The organism is Pseudidiomarina sp. (assembly GCF_048268165.1).
GTDB lineage: Bacteria > Pseudomonadota > Gammaproteobacteria > Enterobacterales > Alteromonadaceae > Pseudidiomarina.
Window position 1 is genome coordinate 215,719 of record NZ_JBLWWA010000001.1, and the last position, 17,766, is coordinate 233,484.

Here is a 17,766-nt window from a genome sequence, read left to right on the forward strand (position 1 = left end):
AATAACTATGACTTTTTTCGATCAGCTTTGCAGTGAAACTGAACGCGAGCAGCGCTACTTATTAGGTGCACCCATCATACAGCGCGCGCTATCAGGTGATATTACGCTGGCCGAGTATCAAGCGTTTCTAACGCAAGCTTATCATCATGTGAAGCACACAACGCCGTTGCTCATGCGCTCAGGCAGTCGTATTGCCGGCAATCAGGAATGGCTGCGTAAAGCGATAATTGAATACATTAATGAAGAATACGGCCACGAACGTTGGATATTAAATGACTTAAAGACCACCGGAATTGACCCACAAGCCATTGTAGAAAGTGAGCCACACACAACAACCGCGGCAATGGTCGCGTTGGTTTATCATCAAATTGACGATGTACACGCTACGGCATTCTTCGGGATGGCGCACGTGCTTGAAGGAACTAGCGTAAAACTGGCAACCCAAGCTGCACGGCAGATTCAAACCAAGTTGAAACTGCCTGATTCGGCCTTTAGCTACCTGCTTTCACATGGTGACCTTGACCAAGACCATGTGCAGTTCTTTGAATTGCTTATGAACAAGGTGAGCGATGAAGCGTCACAGCGGGCAATTATTAGCACGGCGCGGCACGTTTACCGTCTGTACGGCGATATGTTCCGTGCGATACCGGAGTTAGCCTCATGAAACATTTTTCATGGGCCAAACAACATGTAGTACTGACCGGTGCTACCGGCGGTTTGGGGGCTGAACTTGCACGTCAACTCAGCGCTATGGGTGCGCGCGTTACCTTGATCGGGCGCAATCAGGAAACACTTAGTGCACTTGCAGAACACTTGCAGCAGCCCTCTCTGGCTGTTGATTTACTTGCCCCAGACTTTACCGAAAAGCTTGCGACTTATGTGCAAGCACAACATCAGCATCCTGTAACTGGCCTGATCAATAATGCTGCTATCACGCAGGTTGGACTGTTTTCTCAAACAACCAGCGAGAGCATTGAGCGGGTGGTTCAAACCAACTTGATTGTTCCTATGCTGAGTTGCCGGACAATTATGCCGTTACTGCCTGATGTTGACGGCTGGATTATGAATATTGGTTCTGTGTTTGGCGCTATTGGTTACCCAGGCCAAGCTCTGTACAGCGCATCCAAATTTGGTCTGCGCGGCTTTACCCAAGCGTTGCAGCGTGAACTTGGCGAACACGGAATTAAGGTGTTTTACTGTGCGCCGCGCGCAATACGTACATCCATGAATCAAGGTTTGATGAGTGCGATGAACAAACTATTGAAAACCAAAGAAGATTCACCGGCGTGGGTCGCGCGCCAAATTATCAACCAAATTGCAACGGGTCGCCGCAATCAAACCTTGGGCTGGCCGGAAAAGCTGTTCGCACGAATGAATGGATTATTGCCGAGCATGGTCGACAGCAGTATGAAGAAGCCTCGCGCAATATTGAAGAAACTATCTCAGGAGTATCCGCAATGAAAGCACACACTTTAATTTTATCTATCGCATTATCGTTTTCTGCTCTGGGCAGCGCCCAGGCCTTGGCAACTGACTCTGAGCAGCTTTTGCACATTCAAAAACGCTGGGCTGAGGTAAATTATACCTTGCAAGATGATGAGCAAGAGAAAGCTTTTGACGCGCTTCTGGCTGAAGCCAATGCCTGGATAGAAAAAGAGCCCGATAATGCAGAAGCTTATGTTTGGCGCGGAATCATTCAAAGTACTTATGCTGGCGCCAAAGGCGGCTTAGGTGCGCTTGGGCTGGCAAAAAAAGCTCGTAAGTCACTGGAGCATGCTCTAAAACTTAACCCTGAAGCCTTGGATGGTTCGGCGTACGGTAGCTTAGGAACACTGTACTACAAAGTGCCAGGTTGGCCGTTAGGATTTGGCGATGATAAGAAAGCAGGGGAGTTGCTGATGAAAGCTTTAGCAATCAATCCGGATGGTATTGACCCGAACTACTTTTACGCCGACTATCTATATGAGCAGGGCGATTATCAAGGCGCTAAAATTGCGGCAGAGCATGCATTGCAAGCGCCGCCGCGCCCTGAACGTCCGCTGGCTGATGAAAAGCGTCGGCAAGAAATTCAGGCTTTAATGGAAAAAATTGCCACTAAGGTGAACTAGATGCAGGTGTTATTGGTTGAAGATGATTCATTGCTTGGGCAAGCGGTACAGCTTGGCTTAGCAGACCGCGAGTTCAGTGTGCATTGGGTGCGCACTGGTGCCGCGGCAATCAGCGAGCTGAATCATCATCAATATGATGCCATGGTACTTGATCTCGGGCTGCCGGATTTAGAAGGCTCACGGATATTAGCGGGGAGCCGAAAGCGGGGAGTAGTGCTGCCTATTCTGATTTTAACTGCGCGTGATCAGGCCCATGACAAAGTCACTCATTTAGATTTGGGTGCCGATGACTACATGACCAAGCCGTTTGATATGAACGAACTAGCCGCACGACTACGCGCTTTGGTGAGGCGTCAGCGTGGTTATGTGTCGTCAGATTTGGTGGTGGGCGCATTAAAGCTCAATATCAATACGCGTGAGGTTGAAGCTGAAGGCCAGACAATCAATTTATCGCGTCGTGAGTTTGAGCTTTTAAAAGCATTGATGTCAGCACCTGAGCGCGTGCATAGCCGTGATCGCCTAGAATCTGCGGTGTTTCAAGCTGAGACTGAAGTTGAAAGCAATGCGTTGGAAGTGCATGTATCAAACCTACGTAAAAAGCTGGGCCATAAAGAATGGATTGAAACCATTCGTGGCGTTGGATACCGCTTAACATGCAAATAATTAAGGCGTTTGGTGCAAAATTCAAATCGATACGACGACGAATATTGATTACCGTTTCCGTTGTTTACTTAGTCAGTTCAGGCCTCTCAGCCACGTGGATTTATTATGAAGTAAGTCATGAAGTTGATGAGTTGTTTGATGCTGAAATGGTCCAGCAAGCAAAAACACTTGCGGCATTATTGCCAGTGAATCGCACTGAGCTTACCCAGCCGGCGCATCAAGTTTTGCAGTCGGTTAGCGAACATGAATACGAAGAAAAACTTGCGTATCGAATTGAACGCATCAACCAAGACTGGAGCATGCGCACGCAAGGCGCGCCAGACCACAGGGCATTACCGTATCAGTCCGGCTTTAATGAATTCGTAATAGCTGCAACGCTTTGGCACAGCTTCGGGATGCAAACGCCAGACGGCAACTATCAGATATTGCTGCTGCAAGAGGATAGTTTTCGGTCTGAATTGAGAACCGATTTGGCGGTGGATACATTGGTTCCGGTGCTGTTGCTGTTGCCGTTGATGTTGTGGTTAGGCTGGTGGACGATTAATCAGAGTTTCGCTAGCTTTAGGCGTTTAGCTGCCGCGCTTCGTCACCGTCGTACCGATGACTATAGCCCATTTGAACAAAGCAACGAAGATGAAGAAGTGGTGCTGGTTAAACAGGCACTGAATCATTATTTAGCGCGGATAGAGCAAACCTTTGTTCGTGAGAAGCGTTTTTCCGCTGACGCCGCCCACGAATTGCGCACGCCGTTAGCCGCTTTGAAAGCAAGTTTGCAGAATCTATTGGTCAGTAAGGACGCAATAGAAAAACAGCAAATAGAGCGCTTACTAATAAGTACTGAGCGGTTGGTGAAATTAGTTGAGAGTTTATTGATGCTCTCAAAAGCTGAATTAACCCAAGTTGGTTCTGAACCCGTCAACATTGCCCGTGAAGTGCGGCAAATTATCGCCGACAGTTATCAACTTGCTGAACAAAAGGGAATCACCTTTGGCGTTAACCTGCCTGATCGGATCATGCATGAAAGTCACCCAAGTTACTGGCGCGTCTTACTTGCTAACATAATCGACAATGCCGTTAAGTATTCGCCACCGAATACAACCATTTCAATCTCATATTCTGCTCAGATACTTGAGGTAAAAAATAAACTGCCTACTGATCATCCATTAGAATTGGAGCGCCTCACTGAGCGTTTTTACCGTGGTAAACAACTGGACATTGACGGTTCAGGCCTTGGTTTAAGTATTGTGCAAAATCTTGCCCAACAACTCGCTATAGAGGTTGAGTTTGCGCGCGAAGACACGTATTTTATCTGCCGCATAAAATGGGGAGTAAATGCGTGAAAGTAGGGGTGTTTGATAGTGGAGTTGGCGGTTTAACCGTAGCGCGTTCGTTACAGCAAAGTGGCTGTTTTAGTGAGCTGCTCTATTATGGCGATACTGCGCGTGTGCCCTATGGCAACAAAGATAAGAATACTGTCACACGCTATGCGCTTGAAGCGGTTGAGTTCTTTAATGGTACCGATGTTGATTGTTTAGTCGTGGCCTGTAACACCGTGAGTGTGACTGCACTGGCGGCAATGCAGCAACAGTCGAACAAGCCCGTTTACGGGGTACTCGAACCCGGCGTGCTGGCCTTGCAACAGCTTGAAGGCATTGATAAAGATGCACGTATATTAATTATCGCGACACGTTCAACGATTAACTCGGACGCTTACCAGCAACGAATTCACGCGTTGGGGTTTAACTGTGTTGACGCAATTGCCACGCCATTGTTTGTACCCATTGTTGAAGAAGCTTTATTTGATGGCCCAATATTGCGGGAAACAATGCATCATTATTTTTCAGCATTAGAAAAACCAGATGTTGTGCTGCTGGGTTGCACGCATTTTCCGTTGATTGCCCAGCAGATTTCAGATTATTTCGATGGGGCTAAAACGATACATTCAGGCGAAGCGATGGTTGCGTGGCTTAAGCAGGAACTTGGGCTAACCAATCATTTTTCTCAAACGCCGATTCAGCTGTTAGCTTCAGAAAATGTGGAAGCTTTGAAGCGTACTGCAAAACACTGGGGCTTGGTTGGCAGTTAGTCTTCGTACGTAATTAAATCTTAATTTCTCTTAAAAACATTTCGACAATTTCATCTTCGGATATTGGACGCGAAATAACAAAACCTTGAATGGTTTCACAATTTAATTCGCGCAGCACATCAATGGTGGCAATGTCCTCAACCCCTTCCGCAGTGACCGATATTCCCAACATGTGTGCCAGTTCTATCGATGAACGCACTATCTGATAGTTACGGTCGTTTTCTGCGATATCAAATACATAGCTTCGGTCGAGTTTTATTTCGGCAACCGGGAATTTGCTCAAATAAGAAAGCGAGGAGTTACCCGTGCCGAAGTCATCGACTGAACAGCTAATTCCAAGCTCGTTCATTTTACTCAGTACGTACAATGCGCGCTCTGAATCATCAATTAAGCCTGTTTCTGTGATTTCAAATTGCAGGCATTTCGGATCAATATCGGTCACGATATCTTGTACAAACCGCACAAAACCAAGTTCGGTTAAGTCACGTGTTGATACATTAACACTGATAACTATACCTTTTTGACATAACTGATGGCGTTTCATCATGGCAATCGTTTCGGTAATAACCCAACGGGTAACTTGTGTAACAAGACCCGATTCTTCCATTAATGGAATAAATTTACTTGGCGAAACAACCCCTAGAGTCGGGTGTTGCCAACGTACCAGGGCTTCTGCACCGAGAACGGTGTTTGTTTTGAGCGTTAGCTTAGGTTGATAATGTAGGAAAAAATCCCGGGTACCATACTGGTGAAAGTCTTTTAACAACCGCAAATCATCAGCGTTAGGCTCTAAACCGGGTGAGTACTCAACCCAGAGCTTATGTTCTTTTTGTGACACTGAAACGGCAGTTAAAGCCTGACGCAATAGCTCTTGTGCATCTCTTGATTGTATTGTATCAACATGTGAGTTTCGGATAAGTCCAAAAGCGAGCAATGGCTCGAAATCAATAGACTTGAATTCAAGTGGTTGCGAAGCGAGATCAATGATTGCCTCGGTGCTTAATTCAGCGTTCGCGACAGCAGCGAATAAGCCAACGCCGAAATGGGCTGCATATTTGAACCCTTGTTTATTGAGTCGTTCCGAGAATTCAATCAGTAAGTCGGTGGTAATGTCATAACCAAATACCGACGTAATAGAGTCTATATTTACGATGCGTATAACCACCACCGTAGGATGGTCTTCGGGGTGTGTTTTAATTTGTTTATCTAACAACTCGGTGAAAGCAGGTCGATTATATAGTCCTGTGATTACTTCATGTTTGGCCAAGAAGTGAAGACGTTTTTGCAATACCTTGCGCGCTCTAAGCTCTTGATGAATGCGGAAGGTTTTCAGCGCAACTTGCTTTTTTAAAGCATAACTCCAACCAAAGCCCACCGCAGCAATGCTAACAACCCCAAACAGCAGCCAGCCGAGTGCTTTGAGGTTACTTGCAAAGGTGCGTTCTTGCCATTCAAGTTGAGCAACCCACCTTTGATAAACGTTCTGATAAGTGCCGTTGACTTGAATCATTGCAAGCTGCTTGTTGATAAGCGCTAATAGTTCTTTGTCTCCCTTACGCACACCGAATGCGTAAGACTGCGGCCAAAAAGGTGGGCTTGAAAGTGCAACGTTTAAATCGTTATTGGTAATTAAATGGCGCGATGTTGTGGTCACCTCAATACAAGCGTCTGCGGTTTGGTTGTCGACCAATTGTAAACAATGCAACTCATCATCAGCGCTTATCAGTTCAAAGTGATACCCACTGTCGCGGAGTTGCTGTTCGGCAAAAGCACCGGCCGCTACGGCAACCTTTTTACCTTCAAGCTGCATGTAGTTACCATATTGAATATCACCTACTCGCGAGAAAATGCCGTGGGCAACGTAATAAAAGGGTTCAGAAAAATCGAAATATTCACTGCGGGGTTCGGAGGGAATCAGAGCAACTGCATGGGCTCGTCCCGTTCGCACTGCCTGCAGCGCTTCGTTCCAAGGTAATAGGGTTTGCGTAAGTAAAAAACCACCCTCTTTGGCAAGTGACTGCTCGAGTTCAACAATAAAACCTTGCGGCTGATTGTTTTCATCAAGCCATTGCAGCGGCGGATAAAATTTCGACCCAACAAAAGTTAATTCTGCCGGTGCAGCAAAGGGTGCGAGGGGTAATCCCCCACAGCACACAAGAAAACTGACGATTAAACGCTGCCAGCACGTTGCCATTCCGCTGCCACTCATTAGTTAAGTCATTGGTTTAGAATGGCATAACCTTCTGTAAAAGCAATTTTCTAATGAAATTAATCGGTAGTAGGAACATAGTAAGCGTGACTTTGATAGAGCACCGAAGGCGCCATAGCAAATGCTTGAATACGTCTAATCTGCTTATCGGCAAGAGGTTGATGCGAGGGCAGTAACTCTTTGCTGTCTCTTTGATACTTATATTGATGCCGCTCGCCGTTGGTTGTTAGAACGGTTAGCTGATCACCCTGCAGCCAGCCATAACTGTCGCCAAATTGCATCATGGCACGATTCGCTGGAGGAATTTCAGGGTTGCTCAAGTCCTGACCCAGAGTTGGCACATAAGCACTTACACCAGCTAATGAGAGCAGTGTTGGCGTTAAATCGATTTGGCTGGTTACGGTATCGATAACCCGTGGGTTTATGTCACCACCAAGGATGAGGCCAGGAATATGAAATTTCTGAATGGGAACTAAATCATTCCCATAAACACGCGTGTCATGGTCAGCAACCACCAAAAATAACGTATTTTTCCAATAGTCGCTGCGCATGGCGGTATCGAAGAACTGGCCCAATGCATAATCAGCATATTTAACCGCATTATTGACGGTTTGTTTGGGTTGTTCAGTCAGGGCTATTTGGTTATCAGGGAACTCAAAGGGTTCATGATTGGACGAGGTGAACGCCAAGGTGAAAGAAGGTTGCGATGAATTCTGTTGCACAATGAGTCGCTCATGCAGCATGGTAAGTAAGTCTTGATCGCTAACGCCCCAACTGCCCTCAAATACAGGATTGCTGAATTCATCTTGATCAATAATGTTAGAAAACCCATTGCCGGTGAAAAACGCAGCCATGTTGTCGAAATGCGATTCACCGCCGTAAATAAATTCGGTGGTGTAGCCTTGGCGCTTCAGAGCATCTGCGATCGTAAAGAAATAACGCTGTGAATCCGACAGTTTAACCGTGCTGCGTGCGCGCGATGGTAAAAAACCAGACACGACGGCTTCGATGCCACGAACCGATCGGGTACCTGTAGCGTAGAGGTTTTCAAACCACCAGCCTTGGGTTTTTAACCGTTCGATATTTGGTGTAACTGGCAATCCGCCAAGCGACTCCACGAAGGTTGCACCTAAACTTTCTTCTAAAATAATGACGATATTGAGTGGTTTTTCGTGTTTGTTCGAGGCTGTTTGGAAGTGCACCGTTGGATATTTTTCGAACGGGAAATTGGTTGATTTTAGGTACTCTTCTGCAGTAATTGTTGCTATCACTTCAGCATCGCTTAACTGCCCATATACTCGGTTGGCCTTGTCTTCATGTTTTAAGTTATACACTGCATAAGCCAGTGTATAGCTCGAGTTTAATATTAACGCGTTCACCATAGCGTCACTCGAAACCGCAAAGAATGCAGGGTTGGCAGGCCGGTGCGCTAATGTTGAACGTATTCCCATAACGGTAAAAACCAGAAGAACAGGCAGGATTAACCAGGCCATACCGTGGTGGGTGGTTTGTTGAGCTAACCGTTTATGCATCGTTTTTGATAACTTATAAACGGTATAGATGACCAAGCCACTGGCGATAACGCCTAGAATTAGCCAACCACGAAAACCATTCCAAAGCGTGGAAAATACTTCTTTAGGATACAGCAGGTATTCAAAATACAGGCGGTTCGGGCGCGTATCGTATTGTGCCAAAAACGCGGGCGTAGAAATTTCCATAAAAAATAGCAAAACAAAGCAGACACTAAACCACACCACTGAAAACTTGAGCCAAATTTGATGTATTTTAGGGAAATTACAGAACGGGAAGAGTAACAATGGAATAAGCGTGTAGTAGCCAATTTGAATAAAGTCGGCACGTATTCCCAACAAGAAAAATTCAAGTGGATTCATCGCTTCAAGAACGCGTTCGGTGTATAAAATAAAATAACCGAAGCGAAATAGACTTAGCATAAGCAAGCTGCTCACAACAAACAGCGCCACGGGGATAAAATTTGTTGTACCTTGTTTTATTGCTCGTACCATTAACTTAAACCTCAAAGCTCTACTCGGTACAAGCTATCAGTGAAACCTTAAGGAAGGCTTAAGAAAGAGCTGATAAATTAAAGTTTTATTGTGCACAGAGGGTTTATATGAAAGCGAATAAAACAGGAATTGACCGAATAATTCATGCCACATTTAATTCAATGCGTGGAATAAGGTTGGCATGGACATACGAAGCTGCTTTTAGGCAAGAGGCGCTGTTGTGCTTAATATTGGTGCCAATTGCGCTGGTCATTGATGCAACGTTGATTGAACGTCTTGTACTGATACTAACCTTGTTTATTTTGGTGATTACGGAGCTGTTAAACTCAGCAATCGAGGCTGTTGTTGATCGTGTTGGGCCTGAGCTTCATGAGCTAAGTGGGCGCGCCAAAGACATTGCTTCGGCGGCCGTGTTTTTTGCATTGGTATTAATGGGAGTGGTATGGGGCTTAATTCTGATTTATTGACGCTAAAAAGCGATAAAATCATTTTGCAAAAAGTATCTTTGAACGATGTTGGCTTTCTATTAGAGCTGCTCAATGATCCAGATTTTATTACCAACATTGGCGATCGTGGCGTTCGTACTGAAGCGCAAACACAAGCCTATCTTGAGAATGGGGTGCTCAAGCAGCCTGATTATTTGGGGCTTTGGGTGATTCGTGCTTTGGATGACGGTCGCTCGATGGGTGTTATTAGTGTTTTAAAACGCGAATTTCTGGAAAACATTGATTTGGGTTATGCCTTATTAAAAAGTGCTAGGGGAAGGGGGATAGCTAGGCAGGCGGCATTCCTGATGCTTAGTTATTTAACCGGACAAAAAGGGGTGAGAATTGTCGATGCAATTGTCAATCCGAACAACCAAGCATCCATCAACTTGTTATCAAAGCTAAACTTCACGAAAATTGGTGACATAAGTACACCGGAACATGAGCGGTTAAAGCTGTACCGCTACCTAAATAACTAAATATATGGCACTCTTTGTCAAATAATTACAAAAACAATAAGAAAGAGGCAACCATGGTTCGGGGTTTGATTGTTTCCACACGAATTGTTTCGCTCTTCGGCCGTATTGATATTACGGACACGAACGGTGCTCTGTGTTACTACGCAAAAGGTGAGTTTGCATTGCTACGGCGCCGCTGGCGAATTTACAACAATGCTGATCAGGAGCTCATGCAAATACGCCATAAACGATTAGCCATTCGCCCTACATTTTTGGTGAGTGGGCAACTTGGAGATATGGTTTTGCAGCGCAAGTTCTTCTCGCTTAAGCGCGAATACTGGGTAATCGGCGGGCCTTATGATGGCGCTGAGTTTAAAGGCAATTTACTCGATTTAGCGTTTACGATTCATCACAATGACAAGTTGCTTGCGAAAGCTTCGGAAAAGTTGATTTCCATTCGCGACAAACACCAGGTAGAGATGCAAACGGAAGACTTAAATGATGAATTATTTACCGTAGTAGCAATTGTCGCCATGCAACTTGAAAAGAAAGCGTCAGATTAAATATGAAGAATGTCTGTCTCGCCGTTTTATTGTTTTGTCTTGGAGGCCCAGTTATGGCGGAGCCCACCAAAGTTATGACCTTATTCATTGTTCGGCACGCGGAAAAAGTGCCTGATAAGCCTGACCCAGAATTGTCTGTGCAGGGGCAACAGCGCGCGATTCATTTAGCCCATTTACTAAAGCATGTTGATTTGGAACATGTCTATGCCACCAAATATCAGCGTGCGCAACAAACTGCAAAACCCACGGCCGAGATGTTAGATGTTGCTATCACAACTTATGCTGCTGGCGATAGTGAAGCCCTAATAAAGAGTGTACTTGAACAGCAGCAAAATGCGTTGATTGTTGGGCATAGTAATACCGTGCCGGAACTTGTAAGATTAGCTGGCGGCAACCACGTCGAGCTTAGCGAACAGGACTATGGTGATGTTTTTATGCTGCAATTCATAAATGGCTACATAACGACAACCCGTTTATATTTAGCCCCCTCGCAGAAAGCTAAATATTGATTTAAATCAATATTCAAAGCTACAGATTTACTAACATACTCCCATAAACCATATACGGAGTAAGGTTATGAACCTGTTACGCGAGCTCTTTACTGACCCAGTTATCTTTTTTTCGTTCAGCGGATTAGCAATCGTGATTGGAATGTGTGTTTTCTATGCTGTTTTCTTTATAAAAAAGGCAACAGCAGAAGAATCCAATCAAAATCAGTAATCACGTTGATCGACAGAGTGATAGCGCACGTAACATTGGGTTAGAATTTTTCCATTTTAATAATTGAGATAACCCATGAAATATCGACTCACTGCTCTATTGTCTGTAATGACCGCATTAACGAGCACATCAGTGCTGGCATTCCAACAAGATGAAAATCGCTACGCAGTGCCTGCATCGGCAACCGCACAAGACTTTATTGCGGTATTTAAAGAGTTGAATGGCGAACACCCCGGTGTTCGCAAGGGGCATGCTAGAGGTGTTTGCGCGGCAGGTATTTTTACGCCAACGGATGAAGCACAGAAGCGTTTCGCGTCGCCATTATTCGATAACGTGTCGTTGCCCGTAACAATCCGGTTTTCGATGGGAGGAGGCAATCCTGAAGCTGATGAGCGTAAGGGCCCACGCGGGATTGGTATTCAATTTGATCTTGCTAACAATCAGAAACATACACTCGCAGGTTTAACGTCACCGTTATTTTCCGGGAGCACACCGAATCACTTTTTGGGCTTACTACAATGGAATGTCAAACTGATGCGCGGCGAAGCCACGCGTGAAGATTTAGAAAAGTATTTTCAAGCAAATCCGTCAATGCTGCGCTCAATAGAATGGAATAAAGGACGCACGCCTTCGGCGGAATACACCAGTACTGATTATTATGGCATTCATGCGTTTTGGGCAAATACACATGACCAACAACGTGAAAAGTTTCGGTGGCAGCTAGTTCCTGATGGTGGTCACGAGTACTTAACCGAGCATGATATTGAGTCGCTGCCGTCAAGTTTTCTCGTTGAACGTCTTGAGAAGCGTTTGGAGGAAGAGGGACAGATAAGTTTTGCTTGGGAATGGACAATTGGTCAAGAGAATGACCCAACCAATGACCCATCAATACTGTGGCCGAACGATCGTGAAAAAGTAAATGTAGGTCGCGTAACAATTACTCAGGTTGGTGGCGATGCCTGTACGCCGATTAATTTTGATCCCAACCGCGTTGCGCCAGGAATTCAGCCCAGCGACGATCCGGTGTTACCGATTCGCTCAGCAGCTTATGCAATTTCGTTTGGCAAACGATTAAGTAATCAGTAGATTTGTTGGCATTTACTACTCGTCGCCCTCAAGGTCATTCAATAGACGTTGGAACTCGGTGTTGTGCTGCAAGAGCTCAACACCTGCTCTAATCAACTCGTCTGCTTGCTCTTTACTTAACGATAAGTTCGTCGGTATTTGATTAAAAAACACGCGGCGCTGCTCTTCTTTAATACCGTCAAAGCTTATTTCTATAAAGAATGGCTCGATTGGTTCCCAATACGTCGAAAGCTCTTCTGACCAGCGTTCCATGCTACGGCGTATTAAACTGATAGTTGCCGAATTATAGCGATGTAATTGTGTGTCGGTGACGGCGCTGATTATCGGCTCAATATCTGCTATTCGGTTGGTGTGTTCAATGTTATAACGTGGCTTGGTCGATGCGTTGATAGAAATAATGACAAGACGCTTTGAAGGTCTACTGCCAATAGTTTCCATAAAGTTAGCGATACCACCGCCAATTTCGACTAATTCATAAAACGCCATCAACCCAAGGTTATCTGTAATGCCACCGTCAACGAGATGAATAAATTTACGCTCGTCTCGGTCTTTATAACTGCGAAGTGCTTGCAAGGTGTCGATTAAGTGCGGTGACAATTTTGCTTCTTTAATTTGTTTTTCATCCAATTTTTCCAAGTAGTTCTGGGCTGGGTTATAGCAGCCTTTATGATTTTTCAAAACAACGGGATTGAGCATTACAGGCACGGCTGAAGACGCTGTTACAGCCCGAGCGATTGGATATGAAGCAATATTAGAACAGAGTAAATCGAAATATTCTTGTACAAACGAAAAACGCACTCCGCCGCCAAGGTCTGACGCATTGATGAGTACTAAAGGGCCGTTACGCTGATTTAAGTCAGAAAAGGTTGCTCCTTTAAATAGGCGTTCCTCATAAATACGGGTGGCGATGTCAGTTCGCCCCTGATTAGAAAACCAAAGTAGTGGGCTGGCAATACCATCAAGCCATTCCGAAACGTAATCGCGGCGCAGAAAATCGCCTTCAAAATTGGTGAATATTTCATCACCATATAAGCCGTAATAGGCAGCTGTAAAGCTTCCACCTGACACAGATGTAATAAGGTCAACCTCGTCTAGGAGCCGGACTTCGCGGTTGCCTAAATGCAACTTCGTATCGCGCAAACCTTCCAGAACCCCGTAGGACAATGCAGCAGCACGGCTGCCGCCGCCTGAAAATGCCAGTACAATAGTGATGTCATCTGAACGAGAGTGTTCCGCAGTATAATTGGCTAGGGAGTAATTATGTGGCGTAACGTGCTCAGTCTGAGATTGATTATCGATAGAACCATATGTAGCACAGCCAGGAATGCCAACTAATATCAATGCAATAAACGTTGCATCTTTGAGTTCCATGTAGTTTCCTAAAAAATTTGAATGCATTCAGTGTAAAGTCGCTAAATGAATTATTCCAGTCACGGCTACTTTGTATTGTAAGTTTTAAGTTGCGAATAATCTCCATTCGTATATGTTTAGTGGGGTGTCAGTGATTTTTTTTTGGAGTCTATGTGTTCACCACGAAAGCGCGAAGAATTGCTTTTATTATTGCGGTGCTCAGTTCGTTACTGCTGGCTTTAATTGCAGTTGAGTACTTTCACGCTCTTAATAAAGATCGCGTGCGAGATCAACAGCTTAGCGAATTACAATCTGAGTTTACGGCACTGCGAGCCGACCTTGAATCTGAACTTAATGCCGCAATCTACGGCGCTTGGGGCGTAGCAAGTTATCTAACATCTCATCCAAACAGCGATAGTGCAGACTGGCATGGTCCTGCTCAAACCGTAGTTGACGACAATCCCATCATACGTAACCTTGCCATAGCACCCAATAATATTATTTCTTTCGTTTATCCGTTAACTGGCAATGAGATCATTATCGGGTATAACTATGACGAAATTCCAGAACAGCGTGAAGTTGTTCAGCTTGCTCAGGAAACCCAAAAAGCTATCTTGGCTGGCCCCGTTAACTTGCTGCAAGGCGGGCAGGGTGTTATCTATCGAATTCCAATTTTCAGTCACGAAAATGGTATCGATAAATACTGGGGAGTGGTTGCCGTCGTAATTGATATCAATGTATTGTTTCAAGCAGTTGGTATTGATGCGCTCATGGAAAAGTACAAAATCGCGTTGCAAGGGCGCGACGGTAAAGGCGCTGATGGCGACGTGTTCTTGGGCACACAAGGTGTTTTCGATAATGCTGATTTTAAGGAACGGGTACGTTTTCCAAATGGTTACTGGATAATTGCTTTGGCTGCGGAAGCCAGCCAAAAAGGTGGCCTATGGGAACGTCAGCGAGTTCGATTAATCGGATACCCTTATGTTATCGCTTTATATATTATGCTTTTTACATTGTTTGTTTGGTACCGAACATCATACGGCGAAGCGATGCTTGATCCACTGACCAATGTTTCCAATCGCCGCATGGTTATGGAGCGACTGCAAACCTTAGTTCAACTGTATGATCGGCATCCGACGCCGTTTGCAGTAGTTGTGATTGATATCGATCGGTTTAAACGAATTAATGATGATTTTGGTCATCAAGCAGGGGATTTGGTGTTAAAATCGTTGGCACAACGCATGCTGACTCACACCCGCGCAACGGACACTGTGGCCCGTATTGGTGGTGATGAATTTTTGGTTGTGTTGATGGGTATCGACAATGAACAAGTTGTTGCACAGCAATGTGAAAAATTAGCTGAAGTTATCGCGGCGCCAATTCGTTATAAGTCAGAGGACATCAATGTATCCGCGAGTTTAGGTTATGCGCTGTTCCCAGCCAACGGAAAAACATTAGATGCACTGATTCACAGTGCTGATAGTAAGATGTATAAAAATAAACGGAAATCATGAAGACACACCGCACCATAGCCGAATTGCTTGAAGTAATCCCTGATGCCGCGCTTATTATCAATCGTTCCAGTGAATTGGTTCTGGTCAACAGTATGCTTGTGACTATGTTTGGCTATCAGCAACGCCGTGAGCTAGTAGGGAAAAAACTGGATATTTTGTTACCCGAATCGTCTCATGTCACTCATGAAAAGCACGTTGCAGGCTTTTTTAGTCGTGCTGAAAATCGGCCGATGGGTAAAGGTTTTGAGTTTTTGGGCCGGCGCAATGACGGCACCATGCTTCACGTGGAAATCATGTTAAGCCATGTCGAGTTTGACGGCGAACCATTCGCCATTGCTTTTGTACGTGATTCCACGTCAAGTAAACTGACAGAGGATAAGATTCGCCGTGAATTGGAGCAAGAACGCGTGTTGGCGCTTACTGATCACCTGACCGGGCTCGCCAATCGCCGTGCATTTGTAGAAGAATTAGAGCGCGATATTGAATTATTGCGTACCCAAGAGCGACAGTTTGCTGTTTGTTTCATTGATTTAGACGATTTTAAAATCATTAATGACACCTATGGTCACGAAATCGGTGATGAGGTGTTGCAACAAGTTGCCCACGTGGTTAAGGCCGGTTGCCGCGCGAGCGATTTGGTCGCACGCGTTGGCGGCGATGAGTTTGCTACGATCCATCCTGGCGCTTCGCTCGAAGACGCTATGCATGTGCTGGAACGCGTGCGCAAAATGCTAGTGCAGGAATTTGCAGAACATCATTGGCCTGTTACGCTTTCGATGGGGGTATGCCATTGCGGCGATGCCAATCTTAGTTATGATGTAGCCAGCATATTGCGGGTTGCAGATAAGGCCATGTACGAAGCGAAGCAGAAGGGCAAAAATCAGATTAAGATTGCGCACGTTTCTGCTGTTTGAGATTACCAATAAAGGTAATTAAATTATCAATCGCCATTGGGCGGGCATACAGAAACCCCTGCAGCTCTTCGCAACCGGCACTCATTAAGTAATTCGCTTGTGCGTGCGTTTCAACACCTTCAGCAACTACCCTTAAGTCTAAAGCCTTTGCCATAGCCAGAATAGTGCGAACCAGCTTGGCATCCTGCTTATTTTGCATGATATCTCGGACAAAGCTTTGATCGATTTTTACTTCTTGAATTGGCAGCAAGCGCAAGGTGTTCAACGAAGAATAGCCTGTACCAAAATCATCCAGTGATACCTGCACACCTCTTTGATTTAGTACACTCAGAACCTGTTTAACCCCTTCCAAATTCAACAAGGCTGCGCTTTCAGTCAGCTCCAATTCAATGACGGACCAATCACCAGGTAGTTCAGAAAGGTTTGCAATAAAGCGCTCACAGCTTTCTTCGCCGTTAAAATCAGCTGCGGAAACATTAAAGGATACGCGTTGGATATCACGATATAAGAGGCCGGTTTGTGTCAGCTCATGTATCGCGGTGCGCATTACAAAGTCCGTAATACCGCAAATTAAGCCATGTTGCTCAGCTAACGGGATAAATTCACTCGGCGGAATCATTCCACGCTCAGGATGATGCCACCGAACGAGAACCTCGACACCCGTCATGCGGTTTTCTCGACTACAAAATTGAGGTTGATAGACAACGGTTAGCTCGTTGTGATCAAGGGCCAATTTTAAGTCAAGCAACAGCCGAGCTCGGCTTGACATTACTTGGCTTAGCTCCGCATTAAAAAGCTTATAACTTCCACGTTCGTTTGTTTTAGCCTCATCCAGTGCGAGAGTTGATGCATCAATTAACTTTTCAGCGCTAAGCCCATCGCGCGGATACAATGCAATACCTGCGCTGGATGTGAAACTAAGTTCGGGAATTTCCGCAACACGCAGTTGATTAATTCGGTGCTGTATTTTTTGCAACAACGGCAGCGCAGCATCCGGCCAACGGGCGTCTGGCAGGGCGAGGGCAAATTCGTCGCCGCCAAAGCGCGCAATTAATGCCTGCTGCTGATGGCACGATTCCTTTAAGACACCAGCAACCGCAATCAGGAACTTATCACCGGCCTCTAGATTCACATGGCTGTTGATTTGTTTGAATCCATCAATGTTGAAAATAATAACAATTAAATTTTGTTCGTTGTCATCGGCGTAGGTTAGTTCGCTTTGAAGTTCACGTTCGAACATGTGGCGATTTAACAATAAAGTTAAGCCATCGCGTTCCGATAAGTTACGCTCGCGCTGCAGCGCCCTGTGTGCAAGTAGATACAGCAAAATTGCTGTCACGGTAACGTAAGCCCAACCTTTGTAGGTTTGTAGCTCGGTTAGATAATGCGACTCAGCAGCCAAGGTTAAGACAAAGCGATCTGAAAAACTAATCCAGACATAGCCAAGTATGAGATAGAGAAATGCAATGGCGGCGGCAGTTCGACGTGGTGACATAAACTGCTCCTTGTCGGGTTAACTCGCATAGTATTCGGTAAACGACCGAAATGGGTAAATTTCACCTTAGCAAGGAGCAGATTTTTTGACC

Annotated in this window: 18 protein-coding genes; 14 read left to right on the forward strand and 4 right to left on the reverse strand. The window is 45.3% G+C overall.

What is annotated here, in order from left to right; all coding sequences use genetic code 11:
• The first annotated feature begins 7 nt into the window (after positions 1–7).
• From ACN0UY_RS00990 to murI, 6 genes are read left to right on the forward strand one after another with little or no spacing between them, the layout of a single operon-like run.
• Positions 8–664, forward strand: a complete 657-nt coding sequence (locus tag ACN0UY_RS00990; RefSeq protein WP_417664960.1) for a TenA family transcriptional regulator — start codon at positions 8–10, stop codon at positions 662–664.
• A complete protein-coding gene (locus ACN0UY_RS00995; RefSeq protein WP_417664961.1) occupies positions 661–1,461 on the forward strand; it encodes an SDR family oxidoreductase in 801 nt (266 codons plus the stop codon). Before ACN0UY_RS00990 ends, ACN0UY_RS00995 begins: the two co-directional genes overlap by 4 nt.
• Positions 1,458–2,108: a tetratricopeptide repeat protein gene (locus tag ACN0UY_RS01000; RefSeq protein ID WP_417664962.1), complete on the forward strand. Its 651-nt coding sequence runs from the start codon at positions 1,458–1,460 to the stop codon at positions 2,106–2,108. The genes ACN0UY_RS00995 and ACN0UY_RS01000 overlap by 4 nt, the downstream gene beginning before the upstream one ends.
• The gene (locus ACN0UY_RS01005; RefSeq protein ID WP_417664963.1) at positions 2,109–2,771 is read left to right on the forward strand and encodes a winged helix-turn-helix domain-containing protein; all 663 of its coding nucleotides are present in this window, start codon (positions 2,109–2,111) and stop codon (positions 2,769–2,771) included. It begins immediately after the preceding gene.
• Positions 2,762–4,111 (forward strand): histidine kinase dimerization/phospho-acceptor domain-containing protein, encoded by a 1,350-nt coding sequence (locus tag ACN0UY_RS01010; protein ID WP_417664964.1) that lies wholly within the window; start codon positions 2,762–2,764, stop codon positions 4,109–4,111. Before ACN0UY_RS01005 ends, ACN0UY_RS01010 begins: the two co-directional genes overlap by 10 nt.
• Entirely contained in the window at positions 4,108–4,857 is a 750-nt protein-coding gene (gene murI, locus ACN0UY_RS01015; RefSeq protein WP_417664965.1) for a glutamate racemase, read from the forward strand. The genes ACN0UY_RS01010 and murI overlap by 4 nt, the downstream gene beginning before the upstream one ends.
• Positions 4,858–4,870: 13 nt before the next feature.
• Here the strand turns inward: murI and ACN0UY_RS01020 are convergent, their stop codons facing one another.
• Entirely contained in the window at positions 4,871–7,066 is a 2,196-nt protein-coding gene (locus ACN0UY_RS01020) for an EAL domain-containing protein (RefSeq protein WP_417664966.1), read from the reverse strand.
• 59 nt (positions 7,067–7,125) lie between these two features.
• Positions 7,126–9,018: an LTA synthase family protein gene (locus ACN0UY_RS01025; RefSeq protein WP_417664967.1), complete on the reverse strand. Its 1,893-nt coding sequence runs from the start codon at positions 9,016–9,018 to the stop codon at positions 7,126–7,128.
• Between the two features lie 179 nt (positions 9,019–9,197).
• Here ACN0UY_RS01025 and ACN0UY_RS01030 point away from each other — a divergent pair, with 179 nt between their 5' ends.
• The 6 genes from ACN0UY_RS01030 (at position 9,198) to ACN0UY_RS01055 (ending at position 12,402) form a co-directional block, all read left to right on the forward strand.
• Positions 9,198–9,557: a diacylglycerol kinase gene (locus tag ACN0UY_RS01030; RefSeq protein WP_417664968.1), complete on the forward strand. Its 360-nt coding sequence runs from the start codon at positions 9,198–9,200 to the stop codon at positions 9,555–9,557.
• Positions 9,533–10,054 (forward strand): GNAT family N-acetyltransferase, encoded by a 522-nt coding sequence (locus ACN0UY_RS01035; protein ID WP_417664969.1) that lies wholly within the window; start codon positions 9,533–9,535, stop codon positions 10,052–10,054. The genes ACN0UY_RS01030 and ACN0UY_RS01035 overlap by 25 nt, the downstream gene beginning before the upstream one ends.
• Before the next feature lie 53 nt (positions 10,055–10,107).
• Positions 10,108–10,596, forward strand: a complete 489-nt coding sequence (locus ACN0UY_RS01040; RefSeq protein ID WP_417664970.1) for an LURP-one-related/scramblase family protein — start codon at positions 10,108–10,110, stop codon at positions 10,594–10,596.
• A gap of 53 nt (positions 10,597–10,649) precedes the next feature.
• The gene (locus ACN0UY_RS01045; RefSeq protein ID WP_417664971.1) at positions 10,650–11,105 is read left to right on the forward strand and encodes a SixA phosphatase family protein; all 456 of its coding nucleotides are present in this window, start codon (positions 10,650–10,652) and stop codon (positions 11,103–11,105) included.
• Between the two features lie 67 nt (positions 11,106–11,172).
• On the forward strand, positions 11,173–11,316 hold the full coding sequence (locus ACN0UY_RS01050) for a DUF3149 domain-containing protein (protein ID WP_417664972.1): 144 nt from the start codon (positions 11,173–11,175) through the stop codon (positions 11,314–11,316).
• A gap of 75 nt (positions 11,317–11,391) precedes the next feature.
• A complete protein-coding gene (locus ACN0UY_RS01055; protein ID WP_417664973.1) occupies positions 11,392–12,402 on the forward strand; it encodes a catalase in 1,011 nt (336 codons plus the stop codon).
• Between the two features lie 15 nt (positions 12,403–12,417).
• Here the strand turns inward: ACN0UY_RS01055 and ACN0UY_RS01060 are convergent, their stop codons facing one another.
• Positions 12,418–13,773, reverse strand: coding sequence for a patatin-like phospholipase family protein (locus ACN0UY_RS01060; protein ID WP_417664974.1), 1,356 nt, complete (start codon positions 13,771–13,773; stop codon positions 12,418–12,420).
• A gap of 152 nt (positions 13,774–13,925) precedes the next feature.
• On the opposite strand from ACN0UY_RS01060, the gene ACN0UY_RS01065 reads away from it, so the two are divergent.
• Positions 13,926–15,266: a diguanylate cyclase domain-containing protein gene (locus ACN0UY_RS01065; RefSeq protein WP_417664975.1), complete on the forward strand. Its 1,341-nt coding sequence runs from the start codon at positions 13,926–13,928 to the stop codon at positions 15,264–15,266.
• The gene (locus tag ACN0UY_RS01070) at positions 15,263–16,180 is read left to right on the forward strand and encodes a diguanylate cyclase (protein ID WP_417664976.1); all 918 of its coding nucleotides are present in this window, start codon (positions 15,263–15,265) and stop codon (positions 16,178–16,180) included. The genes ACN0UY_RS01065 and ACN0UY_RS01070 overlap by 4 nt, the downstream gene beginning before the upstream one ends.
• Here ACN0UY_RS01070 and ACN0UY_RS01075 read toward each other — a convergent pair.
• Complete coding sequence (locus tag ACN0UY_RS01075; protein WP_417664977.1) at positions 16,152–17,675, reverse strand: putative bifunctional diguanylate cyclase/phosphodiesterase; 1,524 nt, start codon at positions 17,673–17,675, stop codon at positions 16,152–16,154. The genes ACN0UY_RS01070 and ACN0UY_RS01075 overlap by 29 nt on opposite strands.
• Between the last annotated feature and the right edge of the window lie 91 nt (positions 17,676–17,766).

Excerpts from the sequence above, each read along its gene's own strand:
- ACN0UY_RS00990 (WP_417664960.1), top strand. The coding sequence starts at position 8 with ATGACTTTTTTCGATCAGCTTTGCAGTGAAACTGAACGCGAGCAGCGC.
- ACN0UY_RS00995 (WP_417664961.1), top strand. The coding sequence starts at position 661 with ATGAAACATTTTTCATGGGCCAAACAACATGTAGTACTGACCGGTGCT.
- ACN0UY_RS01000 (WP_417664962.1), top strand. The coding sequence starts at position 1,458 with ATGAAAGCACACACTTTAATTTTATCTATCGCATTATCGTTTTCTGCT.
- ACN0UY_RS01005 (WP_417664963.1), top strand. The coding sequence starts at position 2,109 with ATGCAGGTGTTATTGGTTGAAGATGATTCATTGCTTGGGCAAGCGGTA.
- ACN0UY_RS01010 (WP_417664964.1), top strand. The coding sequence starts at position 2,762 with ATGCAAATAATTAAGGCGTTTGGTGCAAAATTCAAATCGATACGACGA.
- ACN0UY_RS01020 (WP_417664966.1), bottom strand. The coding sequence starts at position 7,066 with ATGAGTGGCAGCGGAATGGCAACGTGCTGGCAGCGTTTAATCGTCAGT.
- ACN0UY_RS01025 (WP_417664967.1), bottom strand. The coding sequence starts at position 9,018 with ATGCTAAGTCTATTTCGCTTCGGTTATTTTATTTTATACACCGAACGC.
- ACN0UY_RS01030 (WP_417664968.1), top strand. The coding sequence starts at position 9,198 with ATGAAAGCGAATAAAACAGGAATTGACCGAATAATTCATGCCACATTT.
- ACN0UY_RS01035 (WP_417664969.1), top strand. The coding sequence starts at position 9,533 with ATGGGGCTTAATTCTGATTTATTGACGCTAAAAAGCGATAAAATCATT.
- ACN0UY_RS01040 (WP_417664970.1), top strand. The coding sequence starts at position 10,108 with ATGGTTCGGGGTTTGATTGTTTCCACACGAATTGTTTCGCTCTTCGGC.
- ACN0UY_RS01045 (WP_417664971.1), top strand. The coding sequence starts at position 10,650 with ATGGCGGAGCCCACCAAAGTTATGACCTTATTCATTGTTCGGCACGCG.
- ACN0UY_RS01050 (WP_417664972.1), top strand. The coding sequence starts at position 11,173 with ATGAACCTGTTACGCGAGCTCTTTACTGACCCAGTTATCTTTTTTTCG.
- ACN0UY_RS01055 (WP_417664973.1), top strand. The coding sequence starts at position 11,392 with ATGAAATATCGACTCACTGCTCTATTGTCTGTAATGACCGCATTAACG.
- ACN0UY_RS01060 (WP_417664974.1), bottom strand. The coding sequence starts at position 13,773 with ATGGAACTCAAAGATGCAACGTTTATTGCATTGATATTAGTTGGCATT.
- ACN0UY_RS01070 (WP_417664976.1), top strand. The coding sequence starts at position 15,263 with ATGAAGACACACCGCACCATAGCCGAATTGCTTGAAGTAATCCCTGAT.
- ACN0UY_RS01075 (WP_417664977.1), bottom strand. The coding sequence starts at position 17,675 with ATGTCACCACGTCGAACTGCCGCCGCCATTGCATTTCTCTATCTCATA.